The sequence below is a fragment of the Mesorhizobium sp. WSM4307 genome, assembly GCF_007003945.1.
Lineage (GTDB): Bacteria > Pseudomonadota > Alphaproteobacteria > Rhizobiales > Rhizobiaceae > Mesorhizobium.
This window is the reverse complement of the sequence record NZ_VFTB01000001.1, coordinates 420,685-440,256: the sequence shown is the minus strand read 5'-3', so window position 1 is coordinate 440,256 and position 19,572 is coordinate 420,685. Positions and strand designations below refer to the sequence as shown.

The following is a 19,572-nucleotide window of genomic DNA, read 5'->3' as shown; positions in this document are numbered from 1 at the left end:
GAATCAGTCTTGCGGCCGTTGCCGTGTGGCAGCATTGCTTGACCAAATTTGTTCAGTCAAATTTTTGCGTTTCCAGTACAACCCAAAAGAGTTGCGCGCGTCAAATTCTTTATTGACGCTCCTAAAGCTGCAACTTAGGTTTTGAACCGCACGGACATGACGAAAGGCGCTCGGCAACCGGCCGCCAACCATCCGGCAATGGTGAGGACATGAAGAAACTGGTTTGCGCCGGCGAGATCCTGGTCGAGATCATGGCCGAGCGGATCGGTCAGAGTTTCCTTGCCCCCGGCCCGCTCGTCGGCCCGTTTCCATCTGGCGCGCCGGCGATCTTCATCGACCAGGCGGCTCGGCTCGGCCAGCCGGCTGGCCTGATCGCGGCCGTTGGCGACGACGATTTCGGTCATTTGAACATCGAGCGCCTGCGCGCCGACGGGGCCGACATCTCGGCCATCAAGGTCCATCGGAGTGCCGCCACGGGCACCGCCTTCGTCACCTATGAAACCGACGGCAGCCGGCACTTCGTCTACAACATCAAGCACAGTGCCGCCGGCCTGATCGAGATCGGCGCCGAGGCGCGCGCGCTGCTGGCCGGCGCCGACCATTTTCACGTCATGGGCACCTCGCTGTTCTCGCCAGAAGTGATCGAGGTGGCGCGTATCGGCATCGAGACGGTCAAGGCGCGCGGCGGCACGGTGTCCTTCGACCCCAACATCCGCAAGGAGATGCTTGATTTGCCGGGCATGCGCGACGCCTTGCATTTCGTGCTGTCGAAGACCGATGTCTTCCTGCCGAGCGGGCCGGAACTGTTCATCTTCGCCAGGGCGACCGACGAGGAGAGCGCGGTGCGCGAAATGCTGGACCGCGGTATCTCCGCCGTGGTCATCAAGAAAGGCGCGCAAGGCGCCGTTCACTACGACAAGACCGGACGCACCGCGTCACCCGGCTTCGTCGTCGACGAAATCGACCCGACCGGCGCCGGCGACTGCTTTGCCGCGGCCTTCGTTTCCTTCTGGCTGCGCGGAGAGGCGCCCGAAAAGGCACTGCGCGTCGCCAATGGCTGCGGCGCGCTGGCGGTGACCAAGAAGGGACCGATGGAGGGCATCGCCTCGCTTGCCGCCGTCGAGGCCTTCCTCGCGACCGCCAAGACCGGAACACCGGCATGAGCCAGGCGACGGACAGGCTGGCTGCCATCGCGGCGCGCCGTGCGGCCGGCGAACGCTGCGGCATCGCCTCGGTCTGCTCGGCCCATCCGCTGGTCATCGAAGCGGCGCTGCGCCACGGCAAGGCGCGCGGCGCCGACGTGCTGATCGAGGCCACCTGCAACCAGGTGAACCACGAAGGCGGCTACACCGGCATGACACCGGCGGATTTCCGCCGCTTCGTGGAGGCGATCGCCGGCAGGATCGGCTTTTCCCTCGACAGGCTGGTGCTCGGCGGCGATCATCTCGGCCCCAATCCGTGGAAGCATCTGCCGGCGCCCGAGGCCATGGCCAAGGCTTCGAGCATGGTCGACGCCTATGCCGAGGCTGGTTTCACCAAGATCCATCTCGACGCCAGCATGGGCTGCGCCGGCGAAGGTGTCGCACCGCCCGATGTGACGATCGCCGCGCGCGCCGCCGAACTGGCCGAGGTGGCGGAGGCCGCGGCCGAAGGAGCGGGCGGCCCCAAGCCTGTCTATGTCATCGGCACGGAGGTGCCGGTGCCAGGCGGCGCGCTGGAGGCGATGGACCATCTGGCGGTGACGACGCCCGAGGCGGCACGAGAGACGGTGCGTATCCACCGCGATGCCTTCAGCCAGCGAGGCCTCGACCAGGCCTTCTCGCGGGCGCTCGGCGTCGTCGTGCAGCCGGGTGTCGAATTCGGCAATGCCGAGGTGATCGGCTATAAACCGGAACGCGCCCGTGCATTGGCCGGCACGTTGCGGGGTCTGCCGCAATTCGTCTTCGAGGCGCATTCGACCGACTACCAGCCGGTCTCGGCACTGACCGCGCTGGTCGACGACGGCTTCGCCATCCTCAAGGTCGGGCCGTGGCTGACCTTCGCGCTGCGCGAAGCCTTTTATGGCCTGAGCCATATCGCCGACATTCTGGCTCCCGACCCGGCGCGCGAAGGACTGCCGGCAGCGATGGAACGCGTCATGCTGGCGGCGCCGGGCAATTGGAAGAACTACTATCACGGCTCGGAGGCCGAACAGCGCATCGAACGCCATTTCTCCTACAGCGACCGCATCCGCTACTATTGGCCCGCCCCGGCAGCCCGGCAGGCCACCGACGCGCTGATGCAGGCGCTCGGCGACCGCGACATCCCCCCGCCCCTCATCAGCCAGCATCTCGGCCGCCTGAACGGCGTGGTGGCGAACGGGTCGGTCGCGCCAAAAGCCGAGGCGTTGCTGATCGCCAGCGTGACAGAGGTTCTCGACATCTACGGCAGCGCAACCGGCTGATCCGACGGTTACGGCTTCGTTGGCACGACCAGCGCCCAGTCATGCTACAGGGTTCCAGATCGCGGTGCGCGTCGGGGAGGCACCGCCTCCCCGATCTCGGGATATCACTCGCCGCGCATTGTCGCCTGGAAGGTCGGCAGGTGCTTCTTCTGCGCTTCCAGCATGCGTTCGCGGTAGACGCCGTAGATGACGTCGGTGTCGTGCAGCGTCACGCCTGATATCGTCGGCGAGGCGAAGACCGGCAGTTCGATGCCGCGCTTGGCGAGTTGCTCGGCGGTGCGCGCGATGAGTTCGTGCGCCAGGATCATGGCGAGCACCGTCGACGAGCCCGACACAGGGCGGCTCCAGCCTTCGACCGGCACGATGGCGTCCTCGATCGGCGAACACGTGTCGATGACGAGGTCCGCCGCATCGGCCAGCCGCTTGCCGGAGGAGTGCGTCGCCGGCTTGTCGAGATTGTTCTTGCTGGTCACCGCGACGACGAAGATGCCGCGTTTCTTGGCATAGAGCGCGGTGTCGATGCCGGAGGAATTGCGGCCGCTGTGGCCGAAGATGATGATCGAATCGCCCTTGTTGAGTGGTTGGTGGTCGAGGAATTTCTCGGCGTATTTCTCCGTCCGCTCCAGCCACAGCAGCTCGCGCACACCGCCGGCGCCGAGCACGTTGTGCCACATGACACGCGGGTCGGTCAGCGGGTTGAAGCCGACATAGCTGCCGTAGCGCGGGAACACTTCCTGAACCGGCAGCACCGAATGGCCCGAACCGTAGAGATGGACCAGCCCGCCGCCTTCAAGCGAGTCGGCAAAGCGGCTGGCGGCCTGGCCGAAGGCCTCTTCATTGGCTTTTGCCGCCTGGTCGATAAGGGCGGTGAGACGGTGGATGTAGAGATCGGACACTTGGGTACTCCTGTTGATATCTAGGCTTGGAAAGGATCAGCTTCTGGGGGTTGACGGGACACGGCCGGCGCGCAGCGTCGAGCGGATTTCATAGCGGTCGCCCCGCATGATCGAGACGGTGAATTCGAACGGGCCGCGCTCGTCGGTGGTGATGCGCTCGACGACGAAGGCGGGGCTGCCGGCCGGAAGATCGAGCAGTTCGGCATCCGCCGCGCCAACTGCGCCAACGCGGTAATTCTCCCGCGCGGCCACCGGCACGATGCCGTAATGGCGCTCCAGCGCCTCGTAGAGCGAGCCCTGAAGCAGGCCGGCGTCGAGGAAGCCCGGCACGCGCACGGCCGACAGCTGCGCCGTCTGGATGCCGATCGGCTCATTATTGCCGAGCCGCAGGCGCCGGATGCGCACCACCGGATCGCCCTCCTCGATCTCCAGCGCGCCAGCGGCGGCGGCATTGGCCGTGGTCAGGCTGCAATCGAGAAGGCGCGAGCCGGCGACCACGCCCATATTGCCCATCTCCTGGGTGAAGCTGGTCAGTTCTCGCGTGCCGGCGACCAGCGTGGTCGAGCGCACGAAGGTGCCGCGGCCATGTTCGCGCCGCAGCAGCCCAGCCTCCTCGAGATTGCGCAAGGCATGGCGCAAGGTAATGCGGCTGACGCCGAACAGCGCGCAGAGCCTGTCCTCGGCCGGGATCTGGTCGCCCGTTGCCCATTCGCCGCTCTTGACGATGGCGCGGATCGCTTCCTCGACCTGATACCAGAGCGGCTCCGGCCTTCTGCGGTCCGGCTGCTGAAAGCTCGCTTCGCTCATCGCACCTGCCTCCACCCTTCCCCCACACGGCCGGCCAGCGCCGCGCCGACCAGTCCCGCCCCCGGGCCGAACTGGCCGGGCTGGATCTCGATGCCGCGCAGATGCGAGGGCAACTGACGGCGCAGCGCCGCCAGCAGCGGCGGCCGTATCACGTCCAGCGCCTCGGCCAACCCGCCCGAGATCAGCACCGCCTGCGGATCGAGCAGCGCCACCGCGCCGGCAAGCGCTGTGCCGAGCTGGCGTGCCGGCACTTCAAGCAAGGTCTGCGCGGCGAGTTCGCCGGCGCGGGCAGCGGCGATCAGCTGGCGGCTGTCGGCGAGCCCGATCCGGCCGGCAAGCGCATCGAGCGCCCGGCCGGAAGCGACACGCTCCAGCCAGCCGCTGCGTTCCGCGCCATCGTCCTTGATGTCGGCGCAGGCCCAGCCGAACGAGCAGGCGCCGCCATGCGCGCCGGCAACGATGCGGCCATTGGCCAGCACTGCCGAACCGATGCCGGTGCCGATGGCCAGCAGGATCGCGTCCGACATGCCTTTCGCGCTGCCTTCGACGGCTTCCGCCAGCAACGCGATCTGCGCGTCATTGCCAAGCGCGATGCGCAGGTCTGGAAAGAGGGTCTGGAGATCGACGCCGTCGAGGAACCGCAGGTTCGGAATCCAGCGGCAGGCCGAGCCCTCGACCAGCCCCGGCACGGCGATGCCAAGCGCCTCGACCGGGCCGGCTTCCGCGCGCAGCGCGTTAATGCGAGCGACAAAAGCATCGAGGCTTGCCGGTGCCGGCTCACGGCTCAGCACCTTCAGTGCGGCGATGTCGCCGGTCGAGATCGCGGCCCGCAGATTGGTGCCGCCGAGATCGATGGCCAGAACCCGCGTCATCGGCTCGACCCTTTGCCGAACGGTGGCGAGAACAGGCCGCTGCCGGCATTCCAGGAATGCGACGCCGTCGCGAAAGCCTGGGCATAGCGCGTGCCGCGCAGGCAGCCACGCAACCGGTAGAGCGCGCTGTAGTAGTCGACATAGGGGAAGCTGCTCAGGCCGCGCGCCAGTTCGTATTCCTTGACCGCCTCGTTCCAGGCCTCGAAGCCGTCGCTGACATCGACGAGATGCTCGGGGCGGAAACCGTCATCGTCCTCCCAGTTCTCGCCGAACAGGAGCAATTGCGGCGTGTGCGCCGCATGATCGCTGGCAATGGTCGGCAGGGCCGCGAAGAAGATGCCGGTCTGCGTCAGATGCGCGGCGGCGCGATGGTCCTTGTGCCAGCTGCCGTGCCAATGGGTGATGACGATTTCGGGCCTCAGCTCGCGAATGACGTCGCACACTCCTAGCGCCGTCTCGTCGTTGGAAGGCAAGAAGGCATCGCGCAGGCCAAGACTGCGCGAGGTGACGCCAAGACGCGCGGCCGCCCTGCCCGCTTCTTCTTCCTTCTGCACGCAATAATGCTCGGGGATAAGGCAGGGGTGCCCCTGTTCGCCCATGGTCAGATGCAGGAAGGTTACCGCGGCCCCGCGCTTGACGGCGGCCGCCGCCAGCGGCCCGGCGATCACCTCGGCATCGAAGGCATGCGCGCCGATCACCAGGATGGAGTGTGCGGCGTAGATCCTGTCCTCGATCATTTCATCCCTCCCCCGGCGCCGACGCCTTCGCGAATCTGGCGGGCGAGCAGACAATACATGATCAGGATGGGCGCCATGGAGATCGCCAGCGAGGCGAACACCAGGCCCCAATCGGTGCGAAACTGGCCGACGAAGACGCTGATCGCCAGCGGCACGGTCTTGTAGCGATCGTCGAAGATGAAGATCAGCGGGAAGAAGAAATCGTTCCACACGGCGATTGCCGTGAAGATGGCGACGATCGACACCGCCGGCTTCACCATCGGCAGGATGATCTGGAACAGGATGCGGACCTCGCCGGCGCCATCCATGCGCGCCGCCTCGTCGAGTTCGGAGGGTAAGACGCGCATGAAATTGGCGAAGATGAAGACGGCGAAGGGAATGCGGATCGCCGAATAGACCAGGATCAATCCGGTCAGCGAATCCAGGAGGCCGAGATTGCGCATGAGCGTGAACAGCTCGACCGAGGCCAGCCGGATCGGCAGCATGATGCCGGACAGGAACAGGCCGAGCATGACGGCGTTCCAGCCGAGCCGGTAGCGGCTCAGCGGATAGGCGGCCATGGCCGAGACGACGATGGTGAGCACCACCGCAGCGCCGGTGACGATCAGGCTGTTGATGAAATTATGGCCCAGATCGGCGCGCGTCCAGGCGTTGACGAAATTGTCGAGAGCCCAGCTCCGCGGCAGGCCAAGCCGGTTGCCGTAGATCTCGGCGGTGGTCTTGAAGCAGGAGACGACGAGAATGTAGAGCGGCAACAGCACGGCCGCCGTCCATACGGCGAGCACCGTCCAACCCGGCAGCCGCGCCAGCTGCCGCGAGAGCGCCGGCCTCCCTGAAATCGCCAGCGCGCTCATAGCTGCACCGTGCGACGGTCGAAGAAGCGGAGCATCATCAACGTGCCGAGGCTGAGGATGAGGAACAGCATGGTGCCCAGCGCCAAAGCGAGCCCGATATCGGTGATGCCGACAGCCCCCTCCGCGCCGAAGGCGAGCCGGTAGAAGTAGGTCACCAGCGTGTCGGTCGAATAGCTCGGATTGCCCTGCACACCCTGCATGACATAGACGATGTCGAACTGGTTGAAGGTGTTGATGAAGGACAGCGTCGTCAGCGTGCCGAGCGCCGGCATCAACAGCGGCAGCGCGATCGAGAACAGCATGCGCGCATTGCCGGCGCCGTCGAGCTTCGCCGCCTCGAAAATCTGGCCGGAAATCTGCCGCAGACCCGCCGTGTAGATCAGCACCGGCAGGCCCATCCAGTTCCAGGCGTCGACGGCGATCAGCATGCCAAGCGCCGTATGGCTGTTGCCGAGCACGGTGAGACTGCCCTGGTGCAGGCCGAGCCCGTTCAGCGCCCATTCGACGACGCCGCCCGGCGCCAAAAGCAGCCGCCAGAGCGCGCCGACGATGACCGGGCTCAGCACCGCCGGGAAGAAAAAGACCGACTGAAAGAAGGCGGTCCCTTTGTCGCGCAGGAACAGCAGCCAGGCAAACAAAAGCCCGATGCCGTTCTGGAAGGCCATGATGCCGAAGAACCAGGCGGTGTTGTGCCAGAGCGCGCCGTAGAGACGCGCGCCGCTGGGGAAAACAAACAGCCGCGAGAAATTCGACAGGCCGGCGAATTCCACCATGCGCAGCCCCTTCCAGACAAAGAAGCTACCCCATAGCGACATCGCCAGGGGATAGAGGACGAACAGGGCATAGACCGCCAGCGCCGGCAGGATGAACAGCACGGCCATGCGCTGCTGCGTGCGCTTCAGACTGCTCGTGCGGCGAAGGGTGGTCATGCGCTGTTTGTGTCCGGACGAGAGGCCGGCCGCGATGCGACGGGCCGGCTCCTTACTGTTTCGGCTTGAACCAGGTGGCGACGGCGGCCTGCATGTCGGCCGCCAGTTTCTCCGGCGCGATGTTACCCTCGACCATGTCGATGATCTCCGACTGCAGCACCGAAGAGGCCGTCGGCGACTGCCAGCGAAAGCCGACCAGCGTCAGATAGGGCGTCGAGTTCTTCGACATCGCCATCATCTCGGCCAGCACCGGATCCTTCACCGTGACATCGGTGCGGGCCGGCGGCCAGCCGAGCTCGTCGGCGAACATCTGCGCGAATTCGGCCGAAGCCATGAAGCCCAGCACTTTGGTCGCGGCCTCCTTGTTTTGACTCTCCGAAACCAGACCATAGGAGCCGTCGGAGAAGGCTGAGGTGTAGAGCTTTGCCCCGGCATCGTCGGCCGGGAACGGGAAGATCGAGAATTTCAGCTTCGGGTTCTGCGCCTTGAAGCTGCCGTTCTCGAACGAGCCGCCGAGGAACATCGCCGCCTTGCCGCCAATGAACTGTTGCGTGGCGGTGGTGTAGTCGATGCCGGCGAAGCCATCAGGAAAATAAGGCTTCAGCTCGGCGAAGCGCTTCAGCGCCGCGACATAGCGCGGATCCTCGAAGGTTGCCTTGCCGGTCATCATCTCGTCGTAGAAGCCCGGGCCGTAGACGGTCGGGCCGATGACGCCGACGCCGATCTCAAGCTCCCAGGCCGAGCCGTTGGCGCCGCCGGTGGAGATCGGCGTGATGCCTGCGGCCTTAAGCTTCTCGCAGGCGGCGACGAAATCCTTGTAGGTCTTGGGGATTTCGATGCCCTGGGCGGCGAAGATATCCTGGTTATAGAAGACGCCCATCATCGGCACCGAATAGGGCACGCCATAGAGCTTGCCGTCGGTGCGGCCGCGCGCGCCGCCCAGCGCGGCGTCCGCCATGTTCTTCAATTCGGGCACGCTGTCGTCGAGCGCGTCGAGATAGCCGGCGTCGACGAAGGGCTGCAATTCACCGTAGGCCTTGAGCTGGGCGATGTCGGGCCCGCGGCCGCCGCGCAGGGCGGTGCTCAGCCGGTTCTGGTAATCGGCGTCCGGCGTGAACTGGATGTCAACCTTGATGCCGGGGTTCTTGGCCTCGAAGGCGTCGAAGATACGGCGCATCGCGGCCGCGTCCTCGGTGCGCCAGCTCCACAGTGTCACCGTGCTGTCGGCCCTCGCCGGCAAGGTGATGAGGACGCCGGCGCAAGCGGCGGCAAGGCCGCCGATCAGGCCAAGGGCGGCGCGCCGGTGAAGTGAAAGCATGCTCATTGCCAGTCTCCCATTGTTTTCTGTCCTTGGCGTCCCGCGGCGCTGCGACGCCGCGAGAGAGTCATTGACTCCAGCAAAGTCATTATAATGACATAGCAGCGTTCGCAAGAGGTCTGGCACACCTCCTGGATGGCTCCAGCGAGGAAGAACTGGCAACCAGATGCCATCAACATTTTGTTTTCAAACGATAAAACTATCGTAACCGACAAGGCGGAAGAATCTGAAACCGGTCAATACAAAGCTTTTTCGCCGACAGGCTCTTGCGCCACCGCCTAAAGTTGTCATAACGTCATGGTGATCGATAGGAGGATGAGGAATGTCGTTTGCCTGGACTTCGAAACTGGCGCTGGCCGCGGGCCTGGCCATCCTGCCTGCCACGGCATGGGCGCAATCGGTCAACATCTCCTATTTGACGCACTGGTCGCCGGAGACGGTTGCGCTGCTGGAGGCTGCGGCCAAGGATTATGCCAAGGCCAATCCGGACGTCAGCGTCACCGTGCGCGCCGTGCCCTTCGGTGATCTCCTGACCACGCTGCGCTCGCAAGGCGGCGGCTCGGACGGGCCGACGATCGGCGGCATCTACGATCTGTGGCTGCCGGAACTCGCCGGCGACAAGCTGGTTGCGCCCGCGCCCGACGCGGTGGCCAGCGAGGTCAAGCGCGCGTGGCCGGCGGGCGTCACCAGCGCTGCCTCTGTCGGCGGCAAGCTCTATGGCATTCCCAACGAGATCGACGTCTATGCGCTGAACTACAACAAGGCGCTGTTCAAGCAGGCGGGTATCGCGGCACCACCCAAAACCTGGGACGAGTTCAAGGATGCGGCGAAGAAGCTGACCAACAAGGCGGCCGGCCAGCAAGGTTTCGGTATGATCAACAGCTGGGCGGCCGGCGCCGTCCATCCCTTCGCTTCGCTGCTCGTTTCCAACGGCGGCGAGCTGGTCAAGGACGGCAAGCCGGCGCTGGACAGCCCGCAGGCGGCACAGACCTTCCAGCTCTATGAGGACCTGATCAAGTCGAGCGCCAGCGTGCCGGCGATGGCGACGGCGGATGCCAACACCACGGGTCCGTTCCTCGACAATTTCGTCTCCGGCAAGACCGGCATGATCATCATGGCCAATTGGTGGGAGAGCGCGCTGAAGACCGGCATGGGCGATAAATTCGCGGACATCGCCACCGCGCCGATCCCGGTCGGCCCGAGCGGCGACAAGCCGCATTCGATCTCCTATTCCTGGATGACCGTGGTCAACGCCAATGCCGGCGCGGCCGAGCAAAAGGCGGCGTGGGAATTCCTGGCCTGGCTGAACAATCCGAAATCCGGCAAGAACGGCGCCTCGGCGATGTCCGACATCTTGATGTCGATGGGCATCCTGCCCTCGCGCCTGTCCGACATCGAGGCGCACAAGGACAAGCTCGGCTCGGAATTCCTCTCCGGCTATGTCAGCGTGCTGACCGATGCCAAGCCGTTCCCGGTGGTGCCGGGCGGACAGGAATTCTCGGAATCCCTGCAGCAGACGCTCGAGGCGTTGCAGTATGGCCAGGTCTCGGCCAAGGATGCGCAGGCGACGGCACAGGCCGACGCCACCTCGATCCTGGAGCGCGCCGCCAAATAATGATCCAGAGGTACCGTGCCTCGGCGGGCATCATGCTTGCGCCCGCCGTGACGCTGATCGGCATCTTCATCCTGTTGCCGATGCTGCTCACCGTCTGGCTGTCCTTTCAGGACTGGTCGACGCAGACGCCGTTTTCCAGCGCTAGCTTCATCGGCCTCGACAATTTCCGCGAGATCTTTGGGGCCTCCTCGGTCGGGCGTGACTTCAAGGGCGCGCTCACCAACACCGCCATCTACACCGCGCTCTCCGTCATCCTCATCCTGCCGCTGTCGGTGGCCTTCGGCCTGATGGTTTACCAGCATGACGTCGCCGGCGGCACGGCGCTAAGGACGGTGCTGTTTTCCACCTACATGGTGCCGATGATCGCGGTGGCGCTGGTCTGGTCGAAGCTCTATTCGCCGAGCGAGGGGCCGCTCAACCAGATGCTCGGCCTCATCGGCATCGGCCCGCAGCCCTTTCTGTCGTCGCCGCGCTCGGCGCTGGTCTCGATCGTCTTGCTCAATGTCTGGCAGCAGGTGGGCTATTTCACCGTGCTGGCGATCGCTGGCCTCACACAGATCCCGGGCAGCCTCTACGAGGCGGCCAAGCTCGACGGCGCCAATCGCTTGGAGCAGTTCCGCTTCATCACACTGCCGCTGATGCGGCGCACGCTTTTGTTCAGTGCCGTCGTCGCCATCATCAACGCCGTGCAGGTGTTCGAGCCGGTGGCGCTGATCACGCAGGGTGGGCCGGTCGGCTCGACCAATGTGCTCACCTACCACATCCGCCGCGTCGGCATCGAACGCGCGCAAGGCGGACTGGGTTCAGCGATGGCGGTCATGCTGATGCTGTCGCTGATCGTCGTGGTCTGCGCGCTGTTTGCCCTCGCCAACCGGAAGGATCAGGAATGAGCGGGAGATCGTCGAGCCGGCTGTCACGCAAGCGCCCGTCCGGCCGCAAGGCGCTGCTGGCGACGCTGATGCTGCTGGTCGCCGTCGCCTCGGCCTTCCCGCTGGTGTGGATGGTGCTGTCGAGCCTGAAAACCCCGGCCGAGAGAATGCAGGTGCCGCCGGTGTGGATACCGCACACACCGAGCCTCGACGCCTATGAAAAAGTTTCCGGCGTGGTCAATGTCGGCCGCTCGATGTGGAACTCCCTGGTCATCGCCACGATCACCACCGCCGGCATCCTGAGCACCAGCATGATGGCCGGCTATGCGTTCGCCAAATACCACTTCCCCGCCAAATCGCTGCTGTTTTCGCTGCTGATCGCCACCATGTTCCTGCCGCCGATCGTGACGCTGATCCCGCTCTATCGCCTGGTCGGCTCGATCGGGCTCAATGCCAGCCTGGCCGGTATCATCGTGCCCAATCTGGCCAATGCCTTCGGCATCTTCCTGATGCGCCAGTTCATCGCCGGCGTGCCGGACGACCTCATCGACGCCGCGCGCATGGACGGCGCCTCCGAACTCTTGATCCTGTTCAAGATCGTGGCGCCCAGCGTCGCGCCGGCGATCGCCGCACTCGCCCTGTTCGCCTTCGTCTACCATTGGAACAGCTATCTCTGGCCGCTGACCGTGCTGCAGGGCAATGCCGACGCCTACCCGATCGTGATCAGCCTCAGCCGCCTGCTCAGCTACAACAAGGGCGCGGTCAACACTGGGCTGGTGATGGCCGGCGCGACGCTGGCCGTGCTGCCGCCACTCATCCTGTTCGTCCTGCTGCAGCGCTTCTTCGTCGATTCCATCGTCGGCTCGGCGATCAAGGGATAAAGCAAATCCAGGAAAAGCATGGAGCGGTTTTCCGTCCGGATTGCGTCAAAGAAAGAGCTTCACCAAGGCAAGCCGACGTAGTTCTCGGCGAGCGCGGTCGACGCGGCCTGTGAGTGCACGAGATAGTCGAGTTCGGCTTCCTGGATGCGCTGACCGAAATCGCCTGTATCGGGGAAGCGGTGCAGCATGGTCGTCATCCACCAGGAAAAGCGCACCGCCTTCCACACCCGCGCCAGCGCCTTTTGCGAATAGGCCTCAATACCAGCTTGCGACTTTCCAACGTAGAACTCGCGCAGGCCGGCGAAGAGATAGCGTACATCGCTGGCGGCGAGATTGAGACCCTTGGCACCGGTCGGCGGCACGATGTGGGCGGCGTCGCCGACCAGGAACAGCCGGCCAAAGCGCATCGGCTCGGCGACGAAGGAGCGCAGCGGCGCGATCGACTTTTCGAAGGATGGCCCGGTGGAGACGCTTGCCGCCGTCCGTTCCGGCAAGCGGCGGCGCAACTCGTCCCAGAAACGGTCGTCGGACCAGGCCTCGACATGGTCGTCCTGCGGGCACTGTACATAGTAGCGGCTGCGATGCGTCGAACGCATCGAGCACAGCGCAAAACCCCGCTCATGATTGGCGTAGACCAGTTCGTGATCGGCCGGCGGCACTTCGGCAAGCACGCCAAGCCAGCCGAACGGATACTGCCGCTCGAAGGTTTTCAGCGCGCGCTCCGGCACCGATTTGCGGCTGACTCCGTGATAGCCATCACAGCCGGCGATGAAATCGCAATCGATGCGATGAGAGACGCCGTCCTTGTCATAGGTGACGAACGGTGCGGCGCCATCGAAACCATGCAGCGCAACGTTGGCCGCCTCGTAGACCGTGGTCAGCCCGGCCGCCTCGCGCTTGTCCATCAAGTCATGCGTCACTTCGGTCTGGCCATAGACGGTGACATGCTTGCCGCCGGTGAGTGCGGCGAGATCTATGCGGTGCAGGCGCCCGTCAAAAGCCAGCGAAATGCCAGAATGCGGCAGGCCTTCGGCATGCAGCCTCGCGGCAACACCAGCCTCTTCCAGCAGTTCCACCGTGCCCTGTTCGAGCACCCCTGCCCGCACGCGGCCAAGCACATGCTCGCGGCTCGATCGTTCCAGAATGACCGTCTCGACGCCGATGCCGGCCAGAAGCTGGCCAAGCAGCAGGCCGGAGGGTCCCGAGCCGATAATGGCGACCTGCGTGCGCATCAGTGACCGAGGCTTTCGATCTGTCCGGCCAGTTCGGCGGCGAGCCGCAACGACGCGGCGCTGGCGACGACCATCTGTGGCAGCAACAGCCATTCCAGCATCCAGGCCGCGCCCGAGCGCTCCTGTTCATGCACCAGTGCCTGATGCATGCCGGAAAGCTGCACGGCGTTGAAGCGGGCCAGCGCCACCAGCGCCTCGGCCTTCACCGGGTTCTGCTTGTGCGGCATGGCCGACGAGCCGCCGCCGCCGGAGAGCGTGATGTCGATTCCGCCCTGCGCCATCAGCGCGATGTCCTGGCCGAACTTCCCAAGGCTGCCGGTCAGCAGCGACGCCAAGCCGGCGAAGTCGGCGAGCGCGTCGCGCTGGCTCTGCCATTGCGCTGCATCGGCAAGGCCGAGTTTTGCGGCAAGCGCGGCGCGCACCGCCGGCCCCTTGTCGCCGAGCTTTTCCAGCGTGCCGGCGGCGCCGCCGAATTGTACCACGAGCAGGCGAGTGGACTGTTCCGATAGCCTCTCCTGATGCCTTTGCAGCGGCGCCCGCCACGCCATGATGCGATCCGCCACTTTGACCGGGATCGCCGGCTGCATGCGGGTCATGCCGGCCAGTGCCCTGCCGCCAAAGCGCTCCTCAAGCGAGGTGAGGCGCAAAACGGTTTCGGTCAGCAGCAGGCCGATATGCTCGACGATCGCTTTCAGCCGAAGCACCAGGCTCGTGTCGATGACGTCCTGGCTGGTCGCACCGAAATGCACCTTGTCGCCATGCGGTTCACCGACCGCCACCCTGATCTGGCGCACCAGTTCCGGCACCATGACGCCGTCCTTGGCGACACCCGCCCTGAGCAAGGCGGTGTCCGGCCGGAACGTGCCAAGCGCCGTCACAATCGCTGCCGCGGCATCCCTGCCGATGATCCCGTTTCGGGCTTCCGCTTCCGCCAGCGCACGCTCGAACGCCAGCGCCGCCTCGATTTCCGCCTCGACGGAAAAATGCCGCGATGCTTCCTCATCACCGAGGAGAGCCGAGAGCAGCGGATGGTCGAAGGGCGATACGGTCATGTCTTGCTTCTCCTGACCATCAACTGTCGAAGAAGACCGTTTCCTTCTCCCCCTGGAGATGGACATCGAAGACGTAAATGTCGCCCTGGCGCCCGGCGATCAAAGTCGGCACGCGGACGCGGTGCTCGATGCGCGCCAGGATCGGATCCTCGCCATTGGCCTTTTCCTCGTCGGAAAAATAGAGCCGTGTGTGCAGGCCGAGATTGATGCCGCGCGCGACGATCCACAGTGTGACGTGCGGCGCCATCAGCCTTCCATCCCGGAACGGCACGCGGCCGGGCTTGATCGTCTCGAATGCACAGACGCCGGTTTCCATGTCGGTCGGGCAGCGGCCCCAGCCGAAAAAGTTCGGATCGGCCGCGCCGCGCATCTCGGTCGGCGAATTGTAGAGTCCGTCCGCATCCGCCTGCCAGATCTCGATCAGGGCGTCCTTGAGCGGCGTGCCGGTGCCGTCGAGCACCCGGATTTTGAGACCGATGCGCTCGCCCTTGGTCTTGTCGTTGACCATGGTCGAGCCAAGATCGGTCGCATAGACGCCACTGATGCCGCAGAAGTTCGGCGTCAGCCCGATATGGACGTAAGGCCCGGCTGTCTGCGAAGAGCTCTCCTTCAGCCGGTCGAGCGACTGGGCCATCAATTGCCCTCCAGCCGGTTTTCGAACAACGACGAGCGGCGGCCGCGCAGCACGATGTCGAACTTGTAGGCGAGCGCATCCATCGGAATGGTCGCCTGCGTGTCGAGGATCGCCGTGAGCGCCTCGATGGCCGCCTTGTCGGCGATGCCGCGCACGATCGGGCACTTCCAGATCAGCGGGTCACCCTGGAAATACATCTGCGTGATCAGCCGCTGCGCGAAGCCGTGGCCGAAAACCGAGAAATGGATGTGCGCCGGGCGCCAGTCATTGGGACCATTCGGCCAGGGATAGGGCCCGGGCTTGACGGTGCGGAAGGCATAGCCACCATCCTCGGCTGTAATGGTGCGGCCGCAGCCACCGAAATTCGGGTCGAGCGGCGCCAGATAGCCGTCCTTCTTGTGGCGGTAGCGGCCGCCGGCATTGGCCTGCCAGAATTCGATGAGCACGCCGGGAACGCCAACGCCTCGCTCATCGAGCACACGCCCATGGACGATGATGCGTTCGCCGATGGCGCTCTCGCCCGGCCTGGCGAAATTATGGATCAGGTCGTTGTCGATCTCACGCAGCATGGCGTGGCCGAAGACCGGTCCGGCTATTTCCGACAGCGTGTTGTCGAAGGACAAAAGCGCCTTTTGCGGCGAGCGCAGCACCGAACTCTTATAGCCCGGCGTCAGCGCCGGAGGATGCCATGTCCGGTCGCGCTGGAAGAAGGCGCCGGTCTCGGGCTTCCGGTTCGAGCCGGACTCAGCGGGCATTGTCGGCTCCGTCCATTTCCGAAAACACGTCCTTGGCTATTCTGAAGGCACGGTTGGCGGCCGGCACACCGGCATAGATGGCGACATGCAGGAACGCCTCGCAGATATCGTCGCGCGTCGCACCGGTGTTGGCGGTGGCGCGCACATGCAGGGCGACCTCCTCATCATGGCCGAGTGCCGCCAGCAGCGCCAGCGTGACGATCGAGCGCTCGCGTTTGCTGAGGCCCGGCCGGGCCCACACAGTCCCCCAGGCTGCCTCGGTGATCAGTTCCTGGAAGGGTTGATCGAAATCGGTGGCGGCGACCTCGGCCCGATCGACATGCCGATCGCCGAGCACCGCGCGCCGCACCGCGAGGCCAGTGCGATATCTGGCTGCGTTGCCGGGGACTTCATCCATGGTTTTCTGCTCCAGGGGCAAACGATGCGACAAAATCGCGGATCAGCGCGGTGAGCGCCTCAGGCTGTTCGACGCAGGGAATATGTCCAGCGTCGCGGATGATCTCGAAACGCGAACCGGGGATCAGAGCGGCCAGCGACCGGACGAGAGCGGGCGGCGTCGAGCCGTCCTGGTCACCGACGACGCAGAGCGTCGGTACCGCGATGCGGCGTGCTGCATCGGTAAAATCGGCGGCGCGGATGGCTGCGCAAGTCCCAACGTAACCGGCGACAGCCTGCCGGGTCATCATGTTCCAATAGCCGTCCAGTTCGGCCACCCGCGCAGTGTGGAAGGCGGGAGTGAACCATAGTTTGAGCACGCCATCGGCAATGGCCTGGATGCCCTTGCGTTCGACGACCGCGATGCGGGTGTTCCAGCTCTCATTGGTGCCGATCTTGTGGGCCGTGTCGCACAGGATCATGGCCTCGACGATGCCTGGGCGCCTGGCGTAGAGCCCTTGTGCGATCATGCCGCCGACCGAAAGGCCGCACAGCACGACCTTCTTCAAGCCGAAATGATCGATGAGCCCCGAGAGATCGTCGACATGATCGTCGATCGACTTGATCTCGCCGATGTCGGACAGCCCGTGGCCGCGCTTGTCATAGACCAGCAAGGACATTTCCCCATCGAGCGCCGAGACAATATCGTCCCAGATGCGGAAGTCGGTGCCGAGCGAATTGATGAATATGATCGCGCGCGCATTGTCGGTGGCCTTGAGGTGGCGATGGTGCAGCGTGATGCCGCCGATGGTGACGAATGACACGATTTCGATCCTCCACCTCCACATTGCACAAGGCATTTGGTTCGGTAAAATGATATTTTGCGCCATTTCATTAACTCGGGGGTTATCAAATCCATGGCCGAGAGCCGCATCCGCTTTCGTCATCTGCAGGCCTTCCTGGAGGTCGCGCGGCAGGGCAGCGTTGCCCGCGCCGCCGATTTCCTGCATGTCAGCGCCCCGGCGGTGACCAAGACGTTGCGTGAGCTGGAAGAGGCGCTCGGTGTCGCCGTTGTCGAGCGTGACGGGCGCGGTATCCGGGTCACAAGGCTTGGCGAGATCTTCCTCAGCCATGCCGGTTCGGCGATCACGGCGTTGAAACGCGGCGTCGATTCGGTTCGCCAGGACGACGCCATCAACCGGCATCCGATCCGCATCGGCGCGCTGCCGACCGTGTCGGCGAAGGTCATGCCCAAGGCCATGAGCCTGTTCCTTGGGGAAAATACCGGCGCGGCGATCAAGATCGTCACCGGCGAAAACGCGGTGCTTCTTGAGCAATTGCGCACCGGCGCGCTCGATCTTGTCGTCGGTCGGCTGGCAGCGCCCGAAAACATGACCGGCTTCTTCTTCGAGCATCTCTATTCCGAACAGGTGCTGTTCGTGGTGCGGGCCGGACATCCGCTGCTCGAACCGGGAGCGGATATCTTCGCCAGGCTCGATGAATTCCCGGTGCTGATGCCGACCCGGGAATCCGTCATCCGCCCCTTCGTCGATCGCCTGTTCATCACCAACGGCATGACCGCGCCGGCGACCGAGATCGAAACCGTCTCGGATTCGTTTGGCCGCTCCTTCATGCGGCAGAGCAATGCGGTGTGGATCATTTCGGCCGGCGTGGTTGCGAACGAGATCACCAGCGGCGCCTTCGTCGCCCTCCCGGTCGACACCGAGGAAACCAAGGGACCGGTCGGCCTGACGATGCGCACCGATACGGCGCCATCGCCGGCCTTCACCATCCTGCTGCAGACCATTCGCGAGGCGGCAAGGCCGGGCAAGTGAGGCGTCGGATCATTTGGACCGCTCCGTCTTTGCCGGAAATCTCCTAACCCAGAGGTTAATGAAACACCGCAAAATATCATTTTACCGAACCAAAACGCTGGTGCACTGTGCCGATGGAGGAGCCACAGAGGGAGGAACGTATGACCCATTCTATCGGCAGCAAATCCAGCATTAGCGACATTTCGCGACGCCAGTTCATCGCCACCTCGATCGCCGGCGGCGCCGCGCTCGCGCTCGGCGGCAAGAGCGCTTTCGCCCAGGCGGGCGAAACGCTCAAGGTCGGCTTCGTCAGCCCGCGCACCGGGCCGCTGGCCGGCTTCGGCCAGACCGACGGCTATGTGCTCGACCTTGCCCGCAAGGCGCTCGCCGGCGGCCTTGAGATCGGCGGCAAGAAGTACAGCGTTGAAATCCTCGACCAGGACACGCAGTCCGATCCCTCCCGCGCCGGCCAGCTCGCCAAGGACCTGATCAACAACCAGGCCATCGACCTGATGCTGGCGGTGTCGACGCCCGAGGTGATCAACCCGGTGGCCGATGCCTGCGAGGCCGCGGGGGTGCCCTGCCTGTCGACCGTCATGCCGTGGGAGGCCTGGTATTTCGGCCGTGGCGCGAAACCCGGCGCACCCTCGCCGTTCAAATGGACCTATCATTTCGGCTTCGGCGTCGGCGAGTTCTTCAAGACCTATATTTCGCAATGGAACCTGATCGAGACCAACAAGAAGGTCGGCGTCATGTATCCCAACGACGCCGACGGCAACGCCATCCGCGCCAATCTGGCGCCGCTCCTGGCCAAGCAAGGTTTTACGATCGTCGATCCCGGCGCCTACGAGACCGGCACCACCGACTATTCCTCGCAGATCGCGCTGTTCAAGCAGGAAGGCGTCGAGATCTTCAACTCCTTCCCGATCCCGCCTGACTTCGCCGCCTTCTGGCGCCAGGCGGCACAGCAGGGGCTGATCAAGCAGATCAAGATCGCCCAGGTCGCCAAGACCGGCCTGTTCCCGTCCGACATCGAGGCGCTCGGCGACCTCGGCATGAAGATTTCGAGCGCCGCCTATTGGCACAAGGCTTTCCCCTACAAGTCGCCGCTGACCGGCGTTTCGGGCACCGAGCTCGCCGACGGCTACGAGGCAGCGAGCGGCAAGCAGTGGACGCAGCAGCTCGGCGCCTCGATGTCGCTGCTGGACGCCGGCTTCGAAGCGCTGAAGGCCAGCACCGACGCCAAGGACAAGGCGGCGGTGGCCAAGGCGCTGAGCACGCTGAAGACCGAGACTATGATCGGCAAGGTCGATTTCACCAGCGGCCCTGTCGCCAATGTCTCGCCCGGCCCGATCATCGGCACGCAGTGGGTGGCCGCCAAGGAAGGCAGCAAATTCCCGCTCGACTATGTGGTGACCGAAAACGCCACCGATCCGAAGGTGCCTGTCGAAGCCAAGCTCCAGCCTTACAACGGCTGATGGACCGCAGA

At 64.7% G+C, this 19,572-nt stretch carries 20 protein-coding genes; 7 read left to right on the top strand and 13 right to left on the bottom strand.

What is annotated here, in order from left to right; all coding sequences use genetic code 11:
• The first annotated feature begins 209 nt into the window (after window positions 1-209).
• Window positions 210-1,163 (top strand): sugar kinase, encoded by a 954-nt coding sequence (locus FJV83_RS01990; protein ID WP_142884914.1) that lies wholly within the window; start codon window positions 210-212, stop codon window positions 1,161-1,163.
• Entirely contained in the window at window positions 1,160-2,443 is a 1,284-nt protein-coding gene (locus FJV83_RS01985; protein WP_142884913.1) for a D-tagatose-bisphosphate aldolase, class II, non-catalytic subunit, read from the top strand. The genes FJV83_RS01990 and FJV83_RS01985 overlap by 4 nt, the downstream gene beginning before the upstream one ends.
• A 104-nt stretch (window positions 2,444-2,547) precedes the next feature.
• On the opposite strand, the gene FJV83_RS01980 is transcribed toward FJV83_RS01985, so the two are convergent.
• From FJV83_RS01980 to FJV83_RS01950, 7 genes are read right to left on the bottom strand one after another with little or no spacing between them, the layout of a single operon-like run.
• Window positions 2,548-3,339: an SIS domain-containing protein gene (locus tag FJV83_RS01980; protein ID WP_095771214.1), complete on the bottom strand. Its 792-nt coding sequence runs from the start codon at window positions 3,337-3,339 to the stop codon at window positions 2,548-2,550.
• 36 nt (window positions 3,340-3,375) lie between these two features.
• Window positions 3,376-4,146, bottom strand: a complete 771-nt coding sequence (locus tag FJV83_RS01975; protein ID WP_032920989.1) for a GntR family transcriptional regulator — start codon at window positions 4,144-4,146, stop codon at window positions 3,376-3,378.
• On the bottom strand, window positions 4,143-5,018 hold the full coding sequence (locus FJV83_RS01970) for an ROK family protein (protein WP_095771216.1): 876 nt from the start codon (window positions 5,016-5,018) through the stop codon (window positions 4,143-4,145). The genes FJV83_RS01975 and FJV83_RS01970 overlap by 4 nt, the downstream gene beginning before the upstream one ends.
• Window positions 5,015-5,755: a PIG-L family deacetylase gene (locus FJV83_RS01965; protein WP_095771217.1), complete on the bottom strand. Its 741-nt coding sequence runs from the start codon at window positions 5,753-5,755 to the stop codon at window positions 5,015-5,017. The genes FJV83_RS01970 and FJV83_RS01965 overlap by 4 nt, the downstream gene beginning before the upstream one ends.
• A complete protein-coding gene (locus FJV83_RS01960) occupies window positions 5,752-6,609 on the bottom strand; it encodes a carbohydrate ABC transporter permease (RefSeq protein ID WP_142884911.1) in 858 nt (285 codons plus the stop codon). The genes FJV83_RS01965 and FJV83_RS01960 overlap by 4 nt, the downstream gene beginning before the upstream one ends.
• The gene (locus tag FJV83_RS01955; protein WP_095771219.1) at window positions 6,606-7,538 is read right to left on the bottom strand and encodes a sugar ABC transporter permease; all 933 of its coding nucleotides are present in this window, start codon (window positions 7,536-7,538) and stop codon (window positions 6,606-6,608) included. The genes FJV83_RS01960 and FJV83_RS01955 overlap by 4 nt, the downstream gene beginning before the upstream one ends.
• Window positions 7,539-7,590: 52 nt before the next feature.
• The gene (locus FJV83_RS01950; protein WP_142884910.1) at window positions 7,591-8,862 is read right to left on the bottom strand and encodes an extracellular solute-binding protein; all 1,272 of its coding nucleotides are present in this window, start codon (window positions 8,860-8,862) and stop codon (window positions 7,591-7,593) included.
• Between the two features lie 316 nt (window positions 8,863-9,178).
• Here FJV83_RS01950 and FJV83_RS01945 point away from each other — a divergent pair, with 316 nt between their 5' ends.
• From FJV83_RS01945 to FJV83_RS01935, 3 genes are read left to right on the top strand one after another with little or no spacing between them, the layout of a single operon-like run.
• On the top strand, window positions 9,179-10,471 hold the full coding sequence (locus FJV83_RS01945; RefSeq protein WP_142884909.1) for a sugar ABC transporter substrate-binding protein: 1,293 nt from the start codon (window positions 9,179-9,181) through the stop codon (window positions 10,469-10,471).
• On the top strand, window positions 10,471-11,361 hold the full coding sequence (locus FJV83_RS01940; protein WP_142884908.1) for a sugar ABC transporter permease: 891 nt from the start codon (window positions 10,471-10,473) through the stop codon (window positions 11,359-11,361). The genes FJV83_RS01945 and FJV83_RS01940 overlap by 1 nt, the downstream gene beginning before the upstream one ends.
• Window positions 11,358-12,221 carry a carbohydrate ABC transporter permease gene (locus tag FJV83_RS01935; RefSeq protein WP_142884907.1) on the top strand — a complete coding sequence of 288 codons (864 nt, stop codon included), beginning with the start codon at window positions 11,358-11,360 and terminating at the stop codon, window positions 12,219-12,221. The genes FJV83_RS01940 and FJV83_RS01935 overlap by 4 nt, the downstream gene beginning before the upstream one ends.
• Before the next feature lie 59 nt (window positions 12,222-12,280).
• Here the strand turns inward: FJV83_RS01935 and pobA are convergent, their stop codons facing one another.
• The 6 genes from pobA to pcaD are packed head-to-tail and all read right to left on the bottom strand — an operon-like array spanning window position 12,281 to window position 17,117.
• The gene (gene pobA / locus FJV83_RS01930; RefSeq protein WP_142884906.1) at window positions 12,281-13,453 is read right to left on the bottom strand and encodes a 4-hydroxybenzoate 3-monooxygenase; all 1,173 of its coding nucleotides are present in this window, start codon (window positions 13,451-13,453) and stop codon (window positions 12,281-12,283) included.
• Window positions 13,453-14,505, bottom strand: a complete 1,053-nt coding sequence (locus FJV83_RS01925) for a 3-carboxy-cis,cis-muconate cycloisomerase (RefSeq protein WP_142884905.1) — start codon at window positions 14,503-14,505, stop codon at window positions 13,453-13,455. Before FJV83_RS01925 ends, pobA begins: the two co-directional genes overlap by 1 nt.
• Window positions 14,506-14,524: 19 nt before the next feature.
• Window positions 14,525-15,139, bottom strand: a complete 615-nt coding sequence (gene pcaG / locus FJV83_RS01920) for a protocatechuate 3,4-dioxygenase subunit alpha (protein WP_142884904.1) — start codon at window positions 15,137-15,139, stop codon at window positions 14,525-14,527.
• Window positions 15,139-15,894 carry a protocatechuate 3,4-dioxygenase subunit beta gene (gene pcaH / locus FJV83_RS01915; protein ID WP_142884903.1) on the bottom strand — a complete coding sequence of 252 codons (756 nt, stop codon included), beginning with the start codon at window positions 15,892-15,894 and terminating at the stop codon, window positions 15,139-15,141. Before pcaH ends, pcaG begins: the two co-directional genes overlap by 1 nt.
• A complete protein-coding gene (gene pcaC / locus FJV83_RS01910; RefSeq protein WP_095771228.1) occupies window positions 15,884-16,291 on the bottom strand; it encodes a 4-carboxymuconolactone decarboxylase in 408 nt (135 codons plus the stop codon). Before pcaC ends, pcaH begins: the two co-directional genes overlap by 11 nt.
• On the bottom strand, window positions 16,284-17,117 hold the full coding sequence (gene pcaD, locus FJV83_RS01905) for a 3-oxoadipate enol-lactonase (RefSeq protein ID WP_179295780.1): 834 nt from the start codon (window positions 17,115-17,117) through the stop codon (window positions 16,284-16,286). Before pcaD ends, pcaC begins: the two co-directional genes overlap by 8 nt.
• Before the next feature lie 69 nt (window positions 17,118-17,186).
• Between pcaD and pcaQ the strand changes: the two genes are divergently transcribed.
• Window positions 17,187-18,104 carry a pca operon transcription factor PcaQ gene (gene pcaQ / locus FJV83_RS01900; protein WP_095771229.1) on the top strand — a complete coding sequence of 306 codons (918 nt, stop codon included), beginning with the start codon at window positions 17,187-17,189 and terminating at the stop codon, window positions 18,102-18,104.
• A gap of 140 nt (window positions 18,105-18,244) precedes the next feature.
• Window positions 18,245-19,561: an ABC transporter substrate-binding protein gene (locus FJV83_RS01895; RefSeq protein WP_095786753.1), complete on the top strand. Its 1,317-nt coding sequence runs from the start codon at window positions 18,245-18,247 to the stop codon at window positions 19,559-19,561.
• Window positions 19,562-19,572 lie beyond the last annotated feature (11 nt).